Genomic DNA, 15,748 nt, shown 5'->3' on the forward strand with positions numbered 1-15,748 from the left:
CGATCGTTCGTTTGGCGGGTTGAAGCGGTACCGACGGCCGATGGCGACGGATCGGCGTGCGCGCTCGCGACGGCCCGCGCGTCGCTGCAAAGTCCCTGCCGTTGGTTTACGCTGCCTCGCAGCGACGCACGGCCGGCTCGGCCGTTCGGCCGCTTCCGTTCAACCCGCCACTCGGAGACACTATGTACAAGCGCATTCTGGTTGCCATCGACGGCAGCGACACGTCCCGCCACGCGTTCGATGCCGCCCTCGCGCTCGCGAAGGAGCACGGAGCCGAACTGCAGCCGTTCTACGTCGTCGAAAACGCCGCGATCTACTACAACGTGCCGGGTTACGACCCGTCCGTGCTGCGCGACCAGCTCGTCGCGCAGGGCAATGCGCTCGCGGCGGATTTCGCGAAGCTGATGCAGGCGGCCGGCGTGAAGGGCGAGACGCTGATGAGCGAGGCGTCGTCGCTCAACGACGTGTCGACGCTGATCCTCGACGGTGCGAAAGCGTTCGGCGCCAACCTCCTCGTGCTCGGCACGCACGGCCGCCGCGGGTTCCGTCGCCTCGTGCTCGGCAGCATCGCCGAACAGTGCGTGCGGCATGCGACGCTGCCCGTGCTGCTGATCCCGGCCGCCGCGCATACGGACGGTCAGGAAGGTTGAGCGGCATCGGCGTCAGCATCGGCGTGCGCGTCGCGGCGCGCACGCGCAACGGCATGCCTGCACGCATGCCGCTGCGATGCCTGCGGCATGTGCGCGCGGTCGCGACGTTTTGTCACCCGACAGCGGTAACTTGCGGTGGGACAATGATTCCGTCGATTCAATGCCGGAGTAAACGATCATGTTGACGCCCGTCGCCACGCGCCCCGCCGCCCCGTCCCATGCAGGCAGCTGGGCTCCCCGCCAGGCCCCGCACTGCTCGTCGTGCGCAATGCGGCACCTGTGCATGCCGCAGGGCCTCGCACCCGAAGCGCTCAGCCGCCTCGAATCGGTCATTTGCGCGGCGCGCCCGGTCAAGCGCGGTGAAGCGCTGTTCCGCGAAGGCGACACCTTCGACAACCTGTACGCCGTGCGCTCGGGTTCGCTGAAAACCGTCGCCACGCGCCACGACGGCCGCGAGCAGGTCACCGGCCTGCACCTCGCGGGCGAAGCGCTCGGTCTCGACGGCATCTGCGACGACACGCACCCGCGCACCGCGGTCGCGCTGGAAGACAGCTCGGTCTGCGTGATTCCGTACAGCGCGCTCAAGTCACTGTGCTCGGAAGCCGGCACGATGCAGCTGCGCATGCACAAGCTGATGAGCGAGCAGATCGTGCGCGAAACGTCGCAAACCATGCTGCTCGGTTCGCTGAACGCCGAAGAGCGCGTCGCCGCGTTCCTGCTCGACGTGTCGTCGCGCTACCTGAAGCGCGGCTACTCGCCGTCGGAATTCAACCTGCGGATGACGCGCGAAGACATCGGCAGCTACCTCGGCATGACACTCGAAACGGTCAGCCGCACACTGTCGAAGTTCCAGAAGCGCGGCCTGATCGAAATGCACGGCCGCCTCGTGCAGATCGTCGACTTCGACGGCCTGCACCACGTCTGACCCCGCGCGGCGCGTGACCTGCGCGCCGCCGCCCGCCAACCGCCACCGTTCCCGCCTCGATCAGTCGAGAAACAGCGCGGCGCGCGCCTTGAGCGCCGCGCTGAAGTCGTCGAGCCAGCCGATCGACAGGCGCCAGCTCTGCCAGTACAGCTCGATATCGACGGTCCGCCCCCGCGACATGTCGACCAGTTCGCCGGCCGCCAGCTGGCGATCGACCATCCGGTCCGGGCACATTCCCCATCCCAGCCCCGTTTCGCATGCGCGCAGGTAGCCCGCGACGTGCGGGATCCAGTGTTGCGGCGGATCGAGATCCGCGCGCGTCACGCGCCGGATGAAGCGCGCCTGCAAGCCGTCCTTCGAATTGAACATCACGCACGGCGCGCGGCGCAGCGCATCGCGCGTGATGCCGGCGCCGAAATAGCGCGCGTAAAACGCCGGCGAACACACCGCGCGATAGCGGATGCGCCCGAGCCGCGTCGACCGGCACCCCTGGATCGGCTCGGCCTGCGCGGTCACCGCGCCCTGCACGCTGCCGTCGCGAATGCGCGCGGCCGTATGGTCCTGGTCGTCGATCACGAGGTCGAGCAAGGTCTCGCGCTCGGTACAGAACGGCCCGACTGCATCGATGAACCAGGTCGCGACGCTGTCGTCGTTGACGGCCACGCGCAAGGTCGGCCATGCGCTCGCGATCTGACCCGGCAATGCGGGCATCCGGCCGCCCAGTTCGGCCTCGAGCAACTGCACGCGCTCCGTGTGCCGGCACAGCAGCGCGCCCGACGTCGTCGCGACGCACGGCTGCCCGCGCTTGACGAGCACGCTGCCGACGCGCTCCTCCAGCAGTTTCACGCGCTGCGATACCGCCGACGGCGTGACGTTCAGCTCCTTGGCCGCCCGTTCGAACGAACCGTGCCGGATCACCGCGGCGAGGGCATCGAGCAATGCGTAGTCGAGCATTAGTTTTCCTTAATCGGCATTAGGTGAATTAGCTTCTCTTATGTTCCGGCTGACCGCAGACTAGCGCTAACCGATTCACCCGTCTACCGCGTCACCGCTCCCCATCATGAACTGGATCGCTTTTTCCCACGGCGCCGCCCTGTGCGGATCGCTCATCGTCACCATCGGCGCGCAGAACGCATTCGTGCTCCGGCAGGGCATCATGCGCTCGCATGTCGGCAAGATCGTGCTGCTGTGCGCGCTGTCCGACATGATCCTGATCGGCGCCGGCGTCGGCGGCGCGTCGGTCCTCGTCGAACGCTACCCGACCTTCGTTCACGTGGTGCTGTACGTCGGCCTCGCGTATCTCGCATGGTTCGGCTTCAACGCGCTGCGCCGCGCGTTCAAGCCGGGACACGACGCGCTCGACGTGCGCGGCGACGCCATCGCGCCGCCGCCGCAGAGCGCGGTCGCGATCGTGCTGATGACGCTCGCGTTCACGTGGCTCAATCCGCACGTGTATCTCGATACGTTCCTGCTGATCGGCACGGCCGGCGCGCGCGAGCCGGAAGGCTCGCGTCTCGCCTTCGCGATCGGCGCGATGTCGGTCAGCGTCGTGTGGTTCCTCGGGCTCGGATACGGTGCGCGTCTGCTCGCGCCGTGGTTCCGCAAGGCCGTTGCGTGGCGCGTGCTGGATGGCGCGATCGGCAGCATGGTGCTGTTCCTGGCGGCCGTGCAGCTGCGATAACGGCATGGGTCACTGATCGATCGCGGGCGGCGACTTGCCGCCCGTTTTTCGTTCCTCTGAGGCGAAGTGGCACGTTACGTCCGTCTCTCTCCGTTGCCCCGCCGCGCCCAGCCGCCGCAAAATTCAGTTCCCGATCGAATGCAGCCGCACGGATCATCCACATAGCGGACGGTGCGTCCGCCATCCGCTGCAATTCCTCCGTCTTCACGGCCGCGCGCCCGCTGCACGATTCCGGTCGATCGGCGAGAATGTTCCGGCATCCCGCGACAACGGCGAAAGCGCTTCACCCGACCGCCGTCCCGTCGCCTTCATCCCGGCCAATCCCGTCGTTCCAACCCGTCACCCCTCAGACTCCGGAGAGCAACATGGCACTACGTACCCTCGGCACGTCGGACATCCAGGTTTCCCCGCTCGCCTTCGGCGGCAACGTCTTCGGCTGGACCGTCGACGAAAACGCATCGTTTGCGCTGCTCGACGCGCTCGCCGACACCGGCATCAACTTCATCGACACGGCCGACGTCTATTCGGCCTGGGCGCCCGGCAACCGCGGCGGCGAATCGGAAACGATCATCGGCAAGTGGCTCAAGCGTTCCGGCAAGCGCGACCAGATCGTGATCGCGACCAAGGTCGGCCTGCTCGAGGCGCGCGCCGGCCTGACGAAGGACAACATCCTGAAGGCCGCCGACGATTCGCTGCGCCGCCTGCAGACCGACTACATCGACCTGTATTTCTCGCACCGCGATCTCGCCGACACGGCCCCGCTCGAAGAAACGCTCGCCGCTTACCAGACGCTGATCGACGCGGGCAAGGTGCGCATCATCGGCGCGTCGAACTACAGCGGCGCGCGCCTGCGCGAAGCCGCCGACATCAGCAAGCGCAACGGCCTGCCCGCGTACCAGGTGATCCAGCCGGAATACAACCTGATCGACCGCGCCGACTACGAGCGCGATCTCGAACCGGTCGTGCGCGACCTGAAGCTCGGCGTCGTCAACTACTACGCGCTCGCGAGCGGCTTCCTGTCGGGCAAGTATCGCAGCGAGGCCGACCTGAAGAAGAGCGTGCGCGGCGATCGCGTCGCCGGCTATCTCGATGCGCGCGGCTTGCGCATTCTCGCGGCGCTCGACGACGTGTCGGCGAAGCACGGCACGCAACCGGCCGCGATCGCGCTCGCGTGGCAGATCGCGCGGCCGACGATCACCGCGCCGATCGCGAGCGCGACGTCGCTCGCGCAGCTCGCGTTGCTCGGCGAAGCGATCCGCGTGAAGCTCGATGATGAAGATATCCGCAAGATCGACGAGGCCAGCGCGGTCTGACGTTGTCCAAGGCGGGCCGGTCGATGGAATCGCGCAGTGCGGCGGTTCAGGGACCGGCCTGCGTCATGTGCGCTGTCGTGTCACCGAATTCGCGGATGCTCGAATGGATGCACGCAATCCGGGCGTGGCGGATCGATACAATTGCGTGCGTCCCGCCGGCCTTGCGGCTCGACACGCTCGAACCCGTGTCCGGGAATGCGAATGAACACAACGTACGAAATCGCCGCCCACGACCCGGAACCCCCGTCGCTCCCGCTACACTCGCCCGTTCTCCGCAACTGTCGCCGCGCTGCTCGCGTGCGCACCGGCCGTGTCCGATGCGGGCTGGTACGAAAAGTCGGCCGACTGGACGACAACGATCGCGATCACCTTCAGCTCGACGGCACCGTCGATATCCCGATGCGGCTCCGCACGAAGACGCACATGCTGGTCGGCGTCTATACGCTGTCAGACCGGTGCGGCATTGCGAGCAAGATGGGTTACGAGCAGGATATTTCACTCCGACTGCCAATCGATTCGCCAAAGTAAGTCAAGCCCCGCACGCAACTGAAAAACATACTCCGAACATAAACACCCGCCCGGTTCACGCCGGGCGGGTTTTACGTTGGCGCTACGCCGTCAGAAGCGAATCGTCACCGATTTCGGCTCGGTATATGCGTCGATGAACGACGAGCCATACTCGCGGCCGATACCGGAGCCCTTCGCGCCGCCAAACGGAACGGCCGGGTCGACCAGCGTGTGCATGTTCACCCATACGGTGCCGGCTTCGATCCGCGGCACGTAGCGCAACGCCTTCGAGAGATCGTTCGTCCACAGGCTCGCGGTCAGCCCGAACGGCGTGTCATTCATCATCGCGATCAGTTCTTCCTCGTCGTCGAACGGCACGAACGCACCGACCGGCCCGAAGATCTCCTTGCGATACGAAGCCGATTCCAGCGAGCGCGGCAGCACGATCGTCGGCTTCACGTAGAAGCCGTCACGCGCATACGCGCCGCCGCCGGTGACGATCGTGTCGCCCTCCGTGCGCGCCAGCTCGAATGCGTCGAGGCACTTGCGGAACTGCGGCTCGTTGCAGACGGGGCCGATCATCCCGGCGTCGTCCATCGGGTCGGCCGGCTGGAAGCTGTCGAGGCGCGCCTTCATCTTCTCGACCACTTCGTCGAACTTCGAACGATGCACGAAGAAGCGTTCCGCCGACGCGCACACCTGCCCGCTATGCAGGAACCCGGCTTCGACGATGCCGTCGAGAATCTTGTCGACCGGCGTATCCGGCAGGAACGCCGCCGCATTCTTGCCGCCCAGCTCGAGCGTGAAGCGCGTGAAGTTCGCGTTGACGGCTTCCTCGCCGATGATGCGGCCGGTCGGCACCGAACCCGTGAACGACACCTTCGCCACGCGTGGATCGCGGATCACCTTCGCGCCGACCTGGCCGGTGCCGTTGATCACATTGAGCGTGCCGGGCGGCAGGCCGGCCTCCGTCGCCAGCTCGGCGATGCGCAGCATCGTGAGCGGCGTGAACTCCGACGACTTGATGAGCACCGTGTTGCCGGTCGCGAGCGCCGCGCCGAATTTCCACACCGGGATCATCACCGGGAAATTCCACGGAATGATCCCGAACACGACGCCCAGCGGTTCGCGCAGCGTGAACGACGTATAGCGCTCGCCGTTCATGCTCGGGAACGACGGGGCCAGCGTTTCGCCCGCGATCTTCGTGGCCCAGCCCGCGTAATAGCGCAGCCAGCGGGCCGACCAGCCGACCTCGATCACGCGCGACAGCCCGATCAGCTTGCCCGACTGCGCGGTCTCGATCTGCGCGATCTCTTCGCCGTGTGCGTCGATCAGGTCGGCGAAGCGCAGCAGGATGCGCTCGCGATCGGCCGGCGTCAGGTTGGCCCACTCGCCGCGGAACGCGCGATGCGACGACGCGATCGCGGCCTCGACGTCGTCGTCGGTCGCCTGCGCGACGGAGCCGATCACCGCGCGTGTCGACGGATCGCGCACGTCGATCCGTTCGCCGCGGCCGGCCACCGCGCGGCCGTCGATGTAATGACCATGTTCACGCGCGAGAAACGCGTTGACTTCGTCCAGCATCCGAACCAGTGCCATCTGTATTTCTCCGGTATTCCAATTGAATGTGAAAAGCCCGATCAGATCGCGCCGGCGATCAGGTCCGCCGCCTTTTCGGCGAGCGCGATGGTCGGCGCGTTCGTGTTGCCGCTCGGGATGCTCGGCATCGCCGAGCTGTCGGCCACGCGCAGCCCCGCGATACCGTGCACGCGCAGTTGCGTGTCGACGACGGACGCCGCCGCATCCGCGCCCATGCGGCACGTGCCGACCGGGTGATAGACCGTCTTCGCCGCGCCGCGCACCCAGTCCTCGATCCCCGCTTCGTCGTCGGGCGGGCAGTCCGGCGAGAAGATCTCGTCGACGTGATCCGCGAGCGCCGGCTGGCGCAGGATCTTCAGCGCGAGCTTCGCTGCCCGGATCTGGCCGTCGACGTCGCGGCGATCGGCCAGGTAACGGCCATCGATGCGCGGCAACGCCTGCGGGTTCGACGAGCGAATCGCCACGCGGCCGCGCGAATGCGGTTGCAGATGGCCGGTCTTGATCGTGATGCCATGCGTGCGCCCCGCCGTCACGCCGATCGGGTCGTCGAACGAATCGATCGTCGGCAGGAAGTGGAACTGGACGTCCGGCTGCCCCTGCCCGCAGGTATCGACGAACGCGAACCCTTCGAGCACCGGTGAAGTCAGGATGCCCGAGCGGAACCACTTCCACTGGATGCCGTGCTTCAGCGCGCGCCATCCCTTGTCCTGGCCGTAGAGCGACACCGGCGTGCGGATCGTCGCGTTGACCGACATGTGCAGGTGATCGTGGAAGTTCTCGCCCACCGGCAGCACGTGCCTGACCTGCACGCCGGCATCCTCGAGCACCTTTTGCGGCCCGATGCCGGACAACTGCAGGATCTTCGGCGAGCCGATCGCGCCGGCCGACACGATGATTTCCGCGCGGGCGCGCGCGGTCACGCGACGGTTACCCTGCCGATACGTGACACCGGTCGCGTGGCCGCCCTCGATTTCGACGCGCTCGACCAGCGCATCGACCTCGAGACTGAATTCCGGACGGTTCCGGATCGACTTCAGGTAGGTCGCCGCCGTGGAGCCGCGCTCGCCGTTGAAGATCGTCGCCTGATAGAACCCGACGCCCTCCTGCCGCTCGCCGTTGTAGTCGACCAGGTAGTCGAGCCCCATCTGCTGGCCCGCCCGCACGAACGCCTGCGACAGCGGATGGCGATAGCGGATCTCGGTGACCTGCAAGTGCCCTTTGTTGCCGTGAAACGGCGCCGTCAGCGATTCGTTGTTTTCCGCCTTCGCGAAGTAGCGCAGCATGTCGTCCGCGCCCCAGCCCTTGCAGCCGAACTCGGTCTCCCAGCGGTCGTAGTCGTTGCGGTGCCCGCGCACGTACAACATCCCGTTGACGGAACTCGAGCCGCCGAGCACGCGCCCTTGCGGCACCGCGATCGAGCGACCCTTCACGTCGTCCGACGGCTCGGCCGCATACGGCCACGTGTGGCGCGGAATGGCCTTCGCCAGCCCACCCGGCATGTGGATGAAAAGGTCCTTGTCGTGACCGCCCGCCTCCAGCAGCAGCACGGTGCCCTTGCGGCGCTCGACGAGACGGGTCGCGATCGTGCAGCCCGCCGAACCGGCGCCAATGACGATGTAATCGAAAGTTCTATCGGACATCCTGGTATGCGCCCGCGGTCGTCCGTGCCACGTCCGCCGGCGCGCGCTGCCGCCGCATGCGTTCGTCGCCCGGCCTTCGGCAGGGTCTCCTTGAAAATCGGTGGTGGTTTTTCATGGCGCGAGCCAGCCCGTGCGATTCGACGCGCCGACGAGCTGCGTATGAGCGCACGCCCGATTCGACAGGACAGCTTGCCGACCGCTGTTCGATTCTAGGGACGCGCCACCTGCGCCAATCGGCGTTGCGTGCACACTTTTGGCTTCAGCGTGCAGATCAATACCGCCGCGCGGTGGCGGCTCTGGAACACGTGGAGAAACCACGATTGACGCCGCGGGACCGGGCTCCCGACAATGGCCGGGTCTGAACGCGCGTCCCGGCCGTTTGCATTAACCTTGACGCGTTCCCCGGCCCTCTCCCTCTTCCGGCAATGGCACACGAACTCGTCGTCGACGCCAGCAACAGCAACGCGAATCTGCGCGCCCTGATCGCGGACAGCTTCCTGCCGCTGGTCTTTCACGACACCGGCCCGCAGTTCCGGATGTCGGTGCGGGTTGCCACGGTTGGCGGCCTGCGCATGGCGGACGTCAACACCACCGCGATCCGCGTCGATCGCGACCGCGCGCTCGCGTCGCGCGCCGACAGCGACTGCTACAAGATCCTGTTCCAGATCGCCGGACAAAGCCGCGTCACGCAGCGCAACGCGACGTCGACCGTCAATCCCGGCGAGTGGGTGATCTACGATGCGACGCAGCCGTACACGATCGAGTCGGCGAACGCGTCGCGCTTCGTCGCCGCGCTGACGCCGCCGAGAAGCGGCACGATGTGGCGCTGGTTCGTGGAGCGCGCGGGCGTGCAGGTGCGCCGGACTGTCGGCAATGCGCAACTGGCGCTTCAATCGATCCACTACCTGATGGACGGGCAGGTGCCGAACGATACGGAAAGCCTGTTCGGCTTCGAGCAGTCGACGCTGATGCTGCTCGATTCGGTGATCCGCCGTGAAGCGAGCGATTCGCTGACCGGCGCCGATGCACGCAGCGCGACGCTGCGGATGAATGCGGAAATCTATCTGTCGCATCACTACAGCGATCCCGACTTGTCGCCGGACAAGCTGGCGAGCGCGCTGAACGTGTCGCGGCGCACGCTGTACAGCGCTTTAGCTGCAACCGAGCGGACGCCGCAGAGCCTGATTCAGGAGTACCGGCTGCAGGCGAGCCGCCGGGCGCTGGAAGATCCGGCCGATACCAATCGCACGCTGCTGGAACTCGCGATCGCGTGCGGGTTTTCCGACATCACGCATTTCGGGCGCGCGTTCAAGGCGCGGTTCGGGTGTAGTCCGGGGGCGTATCGGGATGCGTACCGGAGTATGTCGGACGGCTCGAAGCAAAATGGATAGCGCCAACGAGGTCGTCGTCGATGAACCACGATGACGACGTCCGGCTTCGTGAACAGGTACTTCCTTCCCCTTTGCACGTCACCCTCTCGACCGGCACCATTCGAGCGATATGGAACTCTTTTCCTGACCCGGGCAGTTCCATCCGATTTCGCTCCCCATCGACGCACATGACGCTCATCTTCAACGGCTGCGCGACAGAGTAGTAGGATTCCTGATACTGGCTAGAGACATGCTGTTTTTGTGAATTTGAGTCCCTACACTGGTTTTCCGAAGGCGCACCAAACGCCTCGGCGACAACCAGCGTTTCAGGAGACGAAAGTGAGCAAGCAGATCTTGATGGAAGACGTTCCGCTGCGCGGCTTCCATTTGCGAGTGGCGTTCAGCGGCACCGGCGGACAGTTCAGCGACGGGTTCGTGCTGGGCATCATCGGCATCGCCGTGAGCATGGCGGCCGGGACGCTTCACCTGAATGCGCTCTGGATGGGTGCGCTGGGCGCGGCGTCCCTTGCCGGGCTTTTCTTCGGGAGCATGTTGGCGGGCCCTGTCGCGGACAAGTACGGTCGACGAACCATCTTCGCGTTCGACATGCTGCTCTTTGCGGCGATATCGGCAGCGCAGTATTTCGTCACGTCGCCGGCCCAGCTGCTGGTCTTGCGCGTGCTCCTCGGCCTCATCCTGGGTGCCGACTACGTCGTGAGCAAGTCGCTCGTCACGGAATTCGCACCACGCCGTTATCGCGGCCGGCTGCTGAGCGTCCTCGCCGCGGCGTGGGCGGCCGGTTATGTGGGTGCGTACCTTGCCGGCTTCGCGATTCGTGACATCGGCCCCGACGCATGGCGAATCATGCTGGCCGCCAGCGGTCTGCCGGCACTGCTGATCCTGCCGTTCCGCGTCGGCGTGCCGGAGTCGCCCATGTGGCTGATGAAACGCGGGCGAAAGGACGAGGCCCTCGCCATCATTCGCGCGAAGCTGGGTCCGGACACGGTCCTTCGTGCGTCGCCGGCAACGCACGAGCAACGTCGCGGCGCTTGGTCGGCGTTGTTCTCCTCACGCTGGCGCAAGAACACGCTGGTCGGCTGCGTGTTTTACACGTGCCAGGTCATCCCGTATTTCGCGCTGGGAACGTTTTCTCCGAAGGTGCTCCAGGCGCTGCAGGTCAAGGACAGTTTCGTCGGCGGGCTCGTATACAACGTTCTGCTGTTCGCAGGCGCAATCTTCGGATTACTGATCGCTGACAGGTTGTCGCGCCGCGCGTTCCTGATCGGAAGCTTCTATCTCGCCGCACTGGGCCTTGCCGTGCTGGCGTATGCCGGATTCGGACCGATCGGCACGATACTCGCATTCGGCCTGTTTGCCTGCATTCTTTCCGCCGCCGCGAATCTCGAGTTCGTCTACCCGCCCGAGCTTTTTCCGACCGATCTGCGTGCATCCGGCGTCGGGCTGGCTGTCGCTTCCAGCCGATTCGGCTCGGCGATCAGCACGTTCCTCTTGCCGGTGGCCGTACAGCACGTCGGCATTCATGCAGCCCTCGGCTCATGCGTGGCCGTGCTGGTGTTCGGCGGCGTGTTCTGCCATTTGTTCGCACCTGAAACCGGCGGGGAAAACCTGTCGGATATGAGCGCGGGGCAAGGCGAGGACGAATCGACGGCCGACGGCTCGCGCAACGCCCGCTTGCAGGCGACCCATCGCCACGGCTGATCGTACTCATCGGAGCCCGTCATGTCGGCCAACAAGCCTATCGATATGTATGCCGTACAAGTCTTCGTCGCGGTTGCCGAGGAAGGCAGCATGTCGGGCGCCGCCGCCCGGATGGGCATTTCCCAGTCGGGCGTTTCGCAGATCGTCCGGCAGCTCGAGGATGAACTGGGCGTCGTGCTCGTCAATCGAACGACGCGTCCTCTCGCCCTGACGCCGTTCGGCATCGCGCTGAGGAACCGGGGCGCGGTGCTGAGCGAGGAGATCGCCAATCTCAAGGCGCAGGTGGTCGAAGCCGGGCAAGGAATCAAGCCCGACCTGCGCATCGGACTGGTCGACTCGTTCGCGGCGACCTGCGGATCGGTCTTTACGAAGCAGCTGCTGGGAAAGGTCTCGCAACTGTCGATACGTACCGGGTTGAGTCCACAGCAAGGAGAGGCGCTGCTGCGACGCGATCTCGACCTCATCGTGACAAGCGATGCACTGATCGATGCCAATGACGTCGTGCGGTTCCGCCTGCTTTCCGAGAAATATCTCGTGATTACGCCGAGGGATTTTCGTCGGCCGGTCCGGACGGTCGAGGATATCAGGGCGCTGGCGAACGCTTTGCCGATCGTGCGCTTCAACCGAAGTTCACAGGTCGGTATGCAGATCGAGCGCTATCTGCGGCGAATCGAAGTGCGCACGCCGGCCCGACTGGAGCTCGACAACGCCGATGCGCTCACTTCGATGGTCGCCGAAGGCATCGGATGGGCCGTGACTTCACCGATGTGTCTGCTGCAAGGGGCCGCCTATGCGGACCAGGTCGCGACTCACGTCGTCGACAGACTGGGCCTCGAACGATCGCTGTATCTGGTGGCGCGCCGCGACGAGTACAGCGCCTTCTTCGAAGATGCGTGCGACACCGCATGTGTCGTCATCGAACAGTCCTTCCTGCCACGTGTGAGAAAGGCACTCGGTCAGGAAATCGAACAACTCATTGATGCTGGAATCAGGAACTCACATGAACAACCAGGCCAGAACTGAAACCCGTACCGAACGCGACTATGTCGGTGAAGTCGCGATCCCGGCCGGCAAACTGTATGGTGTCAACTCGGTACGCGGCGTCGACAACCTGACGGTATCGCCGCTCGGCATTGCACACCATGCGGCATTCCCGGTGGCCTTCGCCCAATGCAAATGGGCGGCCGCGCTCGCGAATCGCGACAACGGCGTGATCACGCACGCAGTGTGCGATGCGATCGGACAAGCGTGCCAGGAGATCATCGACGGCAAATTGTTCGACTCTCTCATCGTCGATCTGCTCGAGGGTTCGGGCGGAACGTCGACGAACATGAATTTCAATGAAGTGATCGCGAACCGGGCGCAACAGATTCTCGGGCATGCGGCCGGTTCGTACGAGGTGGTTCATCCCAACGACCATGTCAACCGCTCGCAGTCCACGAACGACGTTTATCCGGCCGCGATGAAGATTGCGACATACGCGATGCTCGGGCCGCTCATTGCCGAGGTCGGCAATCTGGCCGGGCAGTTCGATGAAAAGGCGGTTGAGTTTGCCGACATTCTCCATCTCGGGCGGACGTGTCTGCAGGATGCGCAACCGATGCGCCTCGGCCAACTCTTCGGCGGATATGCATCGCTCACCCGACGCCTGGCGGAAGAGCTGGCATCCGTGCGCGACAAACTGCGCACGCTCCCGTTGGGCGGCACGGCCATCGGTACCGGATTCGGCGCGCCTGCCGGCTATCGGTCCGCGGCGTTCAGGCATCTGTCGGCGATCACCGGGGTCGACTATGTCGCACCAACCAATTCGTTCGATGCGATGCAGAACATGGACGTCTTCTCGCGTGTCTCGGGCGAGCTTCGGACCTGTGCGGCCGCCCTCGCGAAGATTGCGTCGGACCTGACCGTGCTGTCGTCGGGCCCGGTTGGGGGGCTCGGGGAACTGAGGCTGCCCGAGGCGCAAGCCGGGTCGTCGATCATGCCGGGCAAGGTCAACCCGGTGCTGCCGATGGCGATGATCCAGTTGAGCTTCGCCGTGATCGGTAATGACGTCGCGGTGGCTCAAGCCGTCCAGTACGGCGAACTCGAGATCAATCATTTCGAACCGGTCGTGGCATCGCGCGTGTTCGACAGCATCATGCTGCTGACCAACGGCATTCAGCGGTTTTCCCGGAAATGCGTCGCCGGCCTGTCGGCAGACGTCGCGCGCAACGAGCAACACCTGATGGATTCGATGGCGATCGCCACCGCCCTGGTGCCCAAAATCGGGTATGCGCGCGTGAGCAAGCTTGCGAGGCAGTCGGTCGCGGAAGGTCGTCCGTTGGCGGTTATCCTCGACGAGTCCGGTCTGCTGTCGCGCCATGACACCTTGTCGGAGATCGACAAGGCTTCGTACCCGGTCTTTGAACCGCGGTGACCGATACCTGGTCGGCTGCGCGATGTCGCGGCCGACCATTTCAACGCTTCGGAACTGAACGAGACATGATGGAGAAGGATGAATTGCTCGACCTGCTCGAGCAACAAGGCGTGCCGTTCGAATGCGAGCACCATGAGCAGGTACTCAATATGGCGGAATCCGGGACGCTCGATCTTTCGCTCGTGGGCGCCCGTTGCAAGAATCTTCTGCTGCAGGACAAGCAGGGCAACTCGTACCTCGTTGTCACGACGGCGGAAAAGTCGCTCGATCTGCGCGCGGTCGCGGGCACGCTGGACAGCAAGCGCCTGTCATTCGCGTCGGCCGACCGCTTGTTCGAGCTGCTCGGTGTCCGGCCCGGATCGTTGAGCCCGCTCGCGCTGGTCAACGATCCTGCCTGCCGGGTCCGGCTTGTGATCGATGCGGAGCTGGCCGACGAGCAGACTTTTCTGTTTCATCCGCTCGACAGCACTGCGACCGTCGCACTTTCGCGGCACGACTTCGAACGTTTCCTGCATGACATTGATCACGCCCCTGCATGGCACATCCTCGTGGCCCGACACGCGACCTGACGCGTTATCTCGCTCACCGAGGCGTCGGCGTACCGGGGGCAAGCGTTGCGAATGACGAATTCAAAATTCGGATAACTGAATTCGATACGGAAGAAATCGATGTGGCGTGAGTGATGCAATGCCCCTCGTGAAGTCGAGTACCGTTCGCCCCCGGTCCTTCGTCAAGGTCGGTGAAGGCGGTATCGATATCGCTCCCGGCACACGTCCGGCAGCGCTGCAGGTTTTCCGGCCTTGGCGAGCAAAACCGCTTCCTCTCATCCACTACGCCTGTTCGTCGGACAGTAGCTGCGCCCGCCCAAAGGTGAATCCCGCTGCCGCTCATGCGCTGTAGGAACTCAGCAAATCCGCCTTTCGTCCCCTATACAAATCAATAAATCAGGCACGTTCAGTACTGCAACGAACCGCTGGCGATCTTCAATTACAAGACCGCTGAACAGCGAGTGTCGGAACAACGCACGGACGATTTGCTCCGATACATAACGTCACTCGAGGGAGGCGCCGCCGGGTGACAGCGGCCGCGGCTCAGAGCGAGATAGGCAGTAGAAAGGGAGGTTATTGCCGACGAGGCACGATTGCGACACCTGGTCTCGTGCACCGGTCCTCCACGGAATTCCGAAAACAGACCCGCCGGACACCCAATGGGTTCGCCATGACGAGGTGAAATTGCAACACTGCTTCGTTGCGGTTACTCCCGTTTTCCGCTGCTACGTGTTCGGCAACAGAAAACAGGGAACGGGGCTTACCAGCGTGGACGTGCTTCCGCGATATGATCTCCGTCCCACCTGTTCAGAAGCCCGCGCCTTGAGCGGGCTTCCGTCTTTCCGATTCACCTCTGCTGCTTCTGGCCACGTGTTGCCGACGCGACTCGGTTTCTGTTGGTCCGCGCCATTTCCCTCCTGATAAGTGCGCATCGGCTGACCCGAGCCCCAGTTGCTCCGCAGCCTGTTTTGCTGCACGTATGGCATCGTCGAAGTTCTGCTCGGTTGCGACGTGGGCACGATCGACATTCACGACCCAGCTGTCAAACATGTAACGCCATCGAATTCTGCGTTCCTCGAGGAGCGCAGAAAACCAACGCCAGATTGACGCATCTTCAGCATTGGCCGCCGCCGCTGCATCGAAGCGAATTCGTTCCATCGCGCCCATATTCGTCACCCCGGGTCCGAACATCACCAACAAGAAGGCCTCGCAAGAAAACTGTTACGCCAGTTGTGCCACCAGTTCAGGGATTTCCGAGAACAGATCGCCGACGAGGCCGTAGTCGGCCACGCTGAAGATCGGTGCTTCCGGATCCTTGTTGATCGCGACGATCACCTTCGAATCCTTCATGCCGGCCAGGTGCTGGATCGCACCCGAGAT

The 15,748-nt window shown here is 64.5% G+C and carries 14 protein-coding genes and 2 pseudogenes; 11 read left to right on the forward strand and 5 right to left on the reverse strand.

The window, feature by feature from the left end; genetic code table 11:
* The first annotated feature begins 182 nt into the window (after nucleotides 1-182).
* Together DIE23_RS36555 and fnr are read left to right on the forward strand one after the other, a co-directional pair.
* Nucleotides 183-650, forward strand: coding sequence for a universal stress protein (locus DIE23_RS36555; protein WP_124617451.1), 468 nt, complete (start codon nucleotides 183-185; stop codon nucleotides 648-650).
* Between the two features lie 178 nt (nucleotides 651-828).
* On the forward strand, nucleotides 829-1,575 hold the full coding sequence (fnr, locus tag DIE23_RS36560) for a fumarate/nitrate reduction transcriptional regulator Fnr (protein ID WP_124617453.1): 747 nt from the start codon (nucleotides 829-831) through the stop codon (nucleotides 1,573-1,575).
* 60 nt (nucleotides 1,576-1,635) lie between these two features.
* Here fnr and DIE23_RS36565 read toward each other — a convergent pair whose 3' ends face one another.
* A complete protein-coding gene (locus tag DIE23_RS36565) occupies nucleotides 1,636-2,529 on the reverse strand; it encodes a LysR family transcriptional regulator ArgP (RefSeq protein ID WP_124617455.1) in 894 nt (297 codons plus the stop codon).
* Nucleotides 2,530-2,635: 106 nt separating this feature from the next.
* Here DIE23_RS36565 and DIE23_RS36570 point away from each other — a divergent pair, with 106 nt between their 5' ends.
* The 3 genes from DIE23_RS36570 (at nucleotide 2,636) to DIE23_RS36580 (ending at nucleotide 5,097) form a co-directional block, all read left to right on the forward strand.
* A complete protein-coding gene (locus tag DIE23_RS36570; RefSeq protein WP_124617457.1) occupies nucleotides 2,636-3,256 on the forward strand; it encodes a LysE/ArgO family amino acid transporter in 621 nt (206 codons plus the stop codon).
* A gap of 365 nt (nucleotides 3,257-3,621) precedes the next feature.
* On the forward strand, nucleotides 3,622-4,569 hold the full coding sequence (locus DIE23_RS36575) for an aldo/keto reductase (RefSeq protein ID WP_124617459.1): 948 nt from the start codon (nucleotides 3,622-3,624) through the stop codon (nucleotides 4,567-4,569).
* Between the two features lie 201 nt (nucleotides 4,570-4,770).
* Nucleotides 4,771-5,097, forward strand: coding sequence for a hypothetical protein (locus tag DIE23_RS36580; protein ID WP_124617461.1), 327 nt, complete (start codon nucleotides 4,771-4,773; stop codon nucleotides 5,095-5,097).
* 90 nt (nucleotides 5,098-5,187) lie between these two features.
* Here the strand turns inward: DIE23_RS36580 and DIE23_RS36585 are convergent, their stop codons facing one another.
* Nucleotides 5,188-6,675 carry an NAD-dependent phenylacetaldehyde dehydrogenase gene (locus DIE23_RS36585; protein WP_124617463.1) on the reverse strand — a complete coding sequence of 496 codons (1,488 nt, stop codon included), beginning with the start codon at nucleotides 6,673-6,675 and terminating at the stop codon, nucleotides 5,188-5,190.
* 41 nt (nucleotides 6,676-6,716) lie between these two features.
* Nucleotides 6,717-8,315, reverse strand: a complete 1,599-nt coding sequence (locus tag DIE23_RS36590; RefSeq protein WP_124617465.1) for a GMC family oxidoreductase — start codon at nucleotides 8,313-8,315, stop codon at nucleotides 6,717-6,719.
* Nucleotides 8,316-8,740: 425 nt separating this feature from the next.
* Here DIE23_RS36590 and DIE23_RS36595 point away from each other — a divergent pair, with 425 nt between their 5' ends.
* The 6 genes and pseudogenes from DIE23_RS36595 to DIE23_RS40560 form a co-directional block, all read left to right on the forward strand.
* Entirely contained in the window at nucleotides 8,741-9,706 is a 966-nt protein-coding gene (locus DIE23_RS36595) for a helix-turn-helix domain-containing protein (RefSeq protein ID WP_124617466.1), read from the forward strand.
* Nucleotides 9,707-10,024: 318 nt separating this feature from the next.
* The gene (locus DIE23_RS36600; protein WP_221623384.1) at nucleotides 10,025-11,404 is read left to right on the forward strand and encodes an MFS transporter; all 1,380 of its coding nucleotides are present in this window, start codon (nucleotides 10,025-10,027) and stop codon (nucleotides 11,402-11,404) included.
* 21 nt (nucleotides 11,405-11,425) lie between these two features.
* Nucleotides 11,426-12,427 (forward strand): LysR family transcriptional regulator, encoded by a 1,002-nt coding sequence (locus DIE23_RS36605; protein ID WP_124617468.1) that lies wholly within the window; start codon nucleotides 11,426-11,428, stop codon nucleotides 12,425-12,427.
* A complete protein-coding gene (locus DIE23_RS36610; protein ID WP_124617470.1) occupies nucleotides 12,405-13,820 on the forward strand; it encodes an aspartate ammonia-lyase in 1,416 nt (471 codons plus the stop codon). Before DIE23_RS36605 ends, DIE23_RS36610 begins: the two co-directional genes overlap by 23 nt.
* 68 nt (nucleotides 13,821-13,888) lie before the next feature.
* Nucleotides 13,889-14,389: a prolyl-tRNA synthetase associated domain-containing protein gene (locus DIE23_RS36615; protein WP_185646604.1), complete on the forward strand. Its 501-nt coding sequence runs from the start codon at nucleotides 13,889-13,891 to the stop codon at nucleotides 14,387-14,389.
* Between the two features lie 389 nt (nucleotides 14,390-14,778).
* Nucleotides 14,779-14,898: pseudogene (locus tag DIE23_RS40560) on the forward strand (DUF2384 domain-containing protein); the annotation flags it as partial.
* 277 nt (nucleotides 14,899-15,175) lie between these two features.
* Here DIE23_RS40560 and DIE23_RS40565 read toward each other — a convergent pair.
* Both DIE23_RS40565 and DIE23_RS36630 read right to left on the reverse strand, forming a co-directional pair.
* Nucleotides 15,176-15,568, reverse strand: coding sequence for a hypothetical protein (locus DIE23_RS40565; protein ID WP_260436339.1), 393 nt, complete (start codon nucleotides 15,566-15,568; stop codon nucleotides 15,176-15,178).
* A 21-nt stretch (nucleotides 15,569-15,589) separates the two neighbouring features.
* Nucleotides 15,590-15,748 (reverse strand): annotated as a pseudogene (locus tag DIE23_RS36630) (electron transfer flavoprotein subunit alpha/FixB family protein); the annotation flags it as partial.

Source organism: Burkholderia sp. Bp9143 (assembly GCF_003853645.1).
GTDB lineage: Bacteria > Pseudomonadota > Gammaproteobacteria > Burkholderiales > Burkholderiaceae > Burkholderia.

Bases quoted from the DNA above. Each gene is read 5' to 3' on its own strand.
- DIE23_RS36555 (WP_124617451.1), top strand. From the start codon at position 183: ATGTACAAGCGCATTCTGGTTGCCATCGACGGCAGCGACACGTCCCGC.
- fnr (WP_124617453.1), top strand. From the start codon at position 829: ATGTTGACGCCCGTCGCCACGCGCCCCGCCGCCCCGTCCCATGCAGGC.
- DIE23_RS36565 (WP_124617455.1), bottom strand. From the start codon at position 2,529: ATGCTCGACTACGCATTGCTCGATGCCCTCGCCGCGGTGATCCGGCAC.
- DIE23_RS36570 (WP_124617457.1), top strand. From the start codon at position 2,636: ATGAACTGGATCGCTTTTTCCCACGGCGCCGCCCTGTGCGGATCGCTC.
- DIE23_RS36575 (WP_124617459.1), top strand. From the start codon at position 3,622: ATGGCACTACGTACCCTCGGCACGTCGGACATCCAGGTTTCCCCGCTC.
- DIE23_RS36580 (WP_124617461.1), top strand. From the start codon at position 4,771: ATGAACACAACGTACGAAATCGCCGCCCACGACCCGGAACCCCCGTCG.
- DIE23_RS36585 (WP_124617463.1), bottom strand. From the start codon at position 6,675: ATGGCACTGGTTCGGATGCTGGACGAAGTCAACGCGTTTCTCGCGCGT.
- DIE23_RS36590 (WP_124617465.1), bottom strand. From the start codon at position 8,315: ATGTCCGATAGAACTTTCGATTACATCGTCATTGGCGCCGGTTCGGCG.
- DIE23_RS36595 (WP_124617466.1), top strand. From the start codon at position 8,741: ATGGCACACGAACTCGTCGTCGACGCCAGCAACAGCAACGCGAATCTG.
- DIE23_RS36605 (WP_124617468.1), top strand. From the start codon at position 11,426: ATGTCGGCCAACAAGCCTATCGATATGTATGCCGTACAAGTCTTCGTC.
- DIE23_RS36610 (WP_124617470.1), top strand. From the start codon at position 12,405: ATGAACAACCAGGCCAGAACTGAAACCCGTACCGAACGCGACTATGTC.
- DIE23_RS36615 (WP_185646604.1), top strand. From the start codon at position 13,889: ATGGAGAAGGATGAATTGCTCGACCTGCTCGAGCAACAAGGCGTGCCG.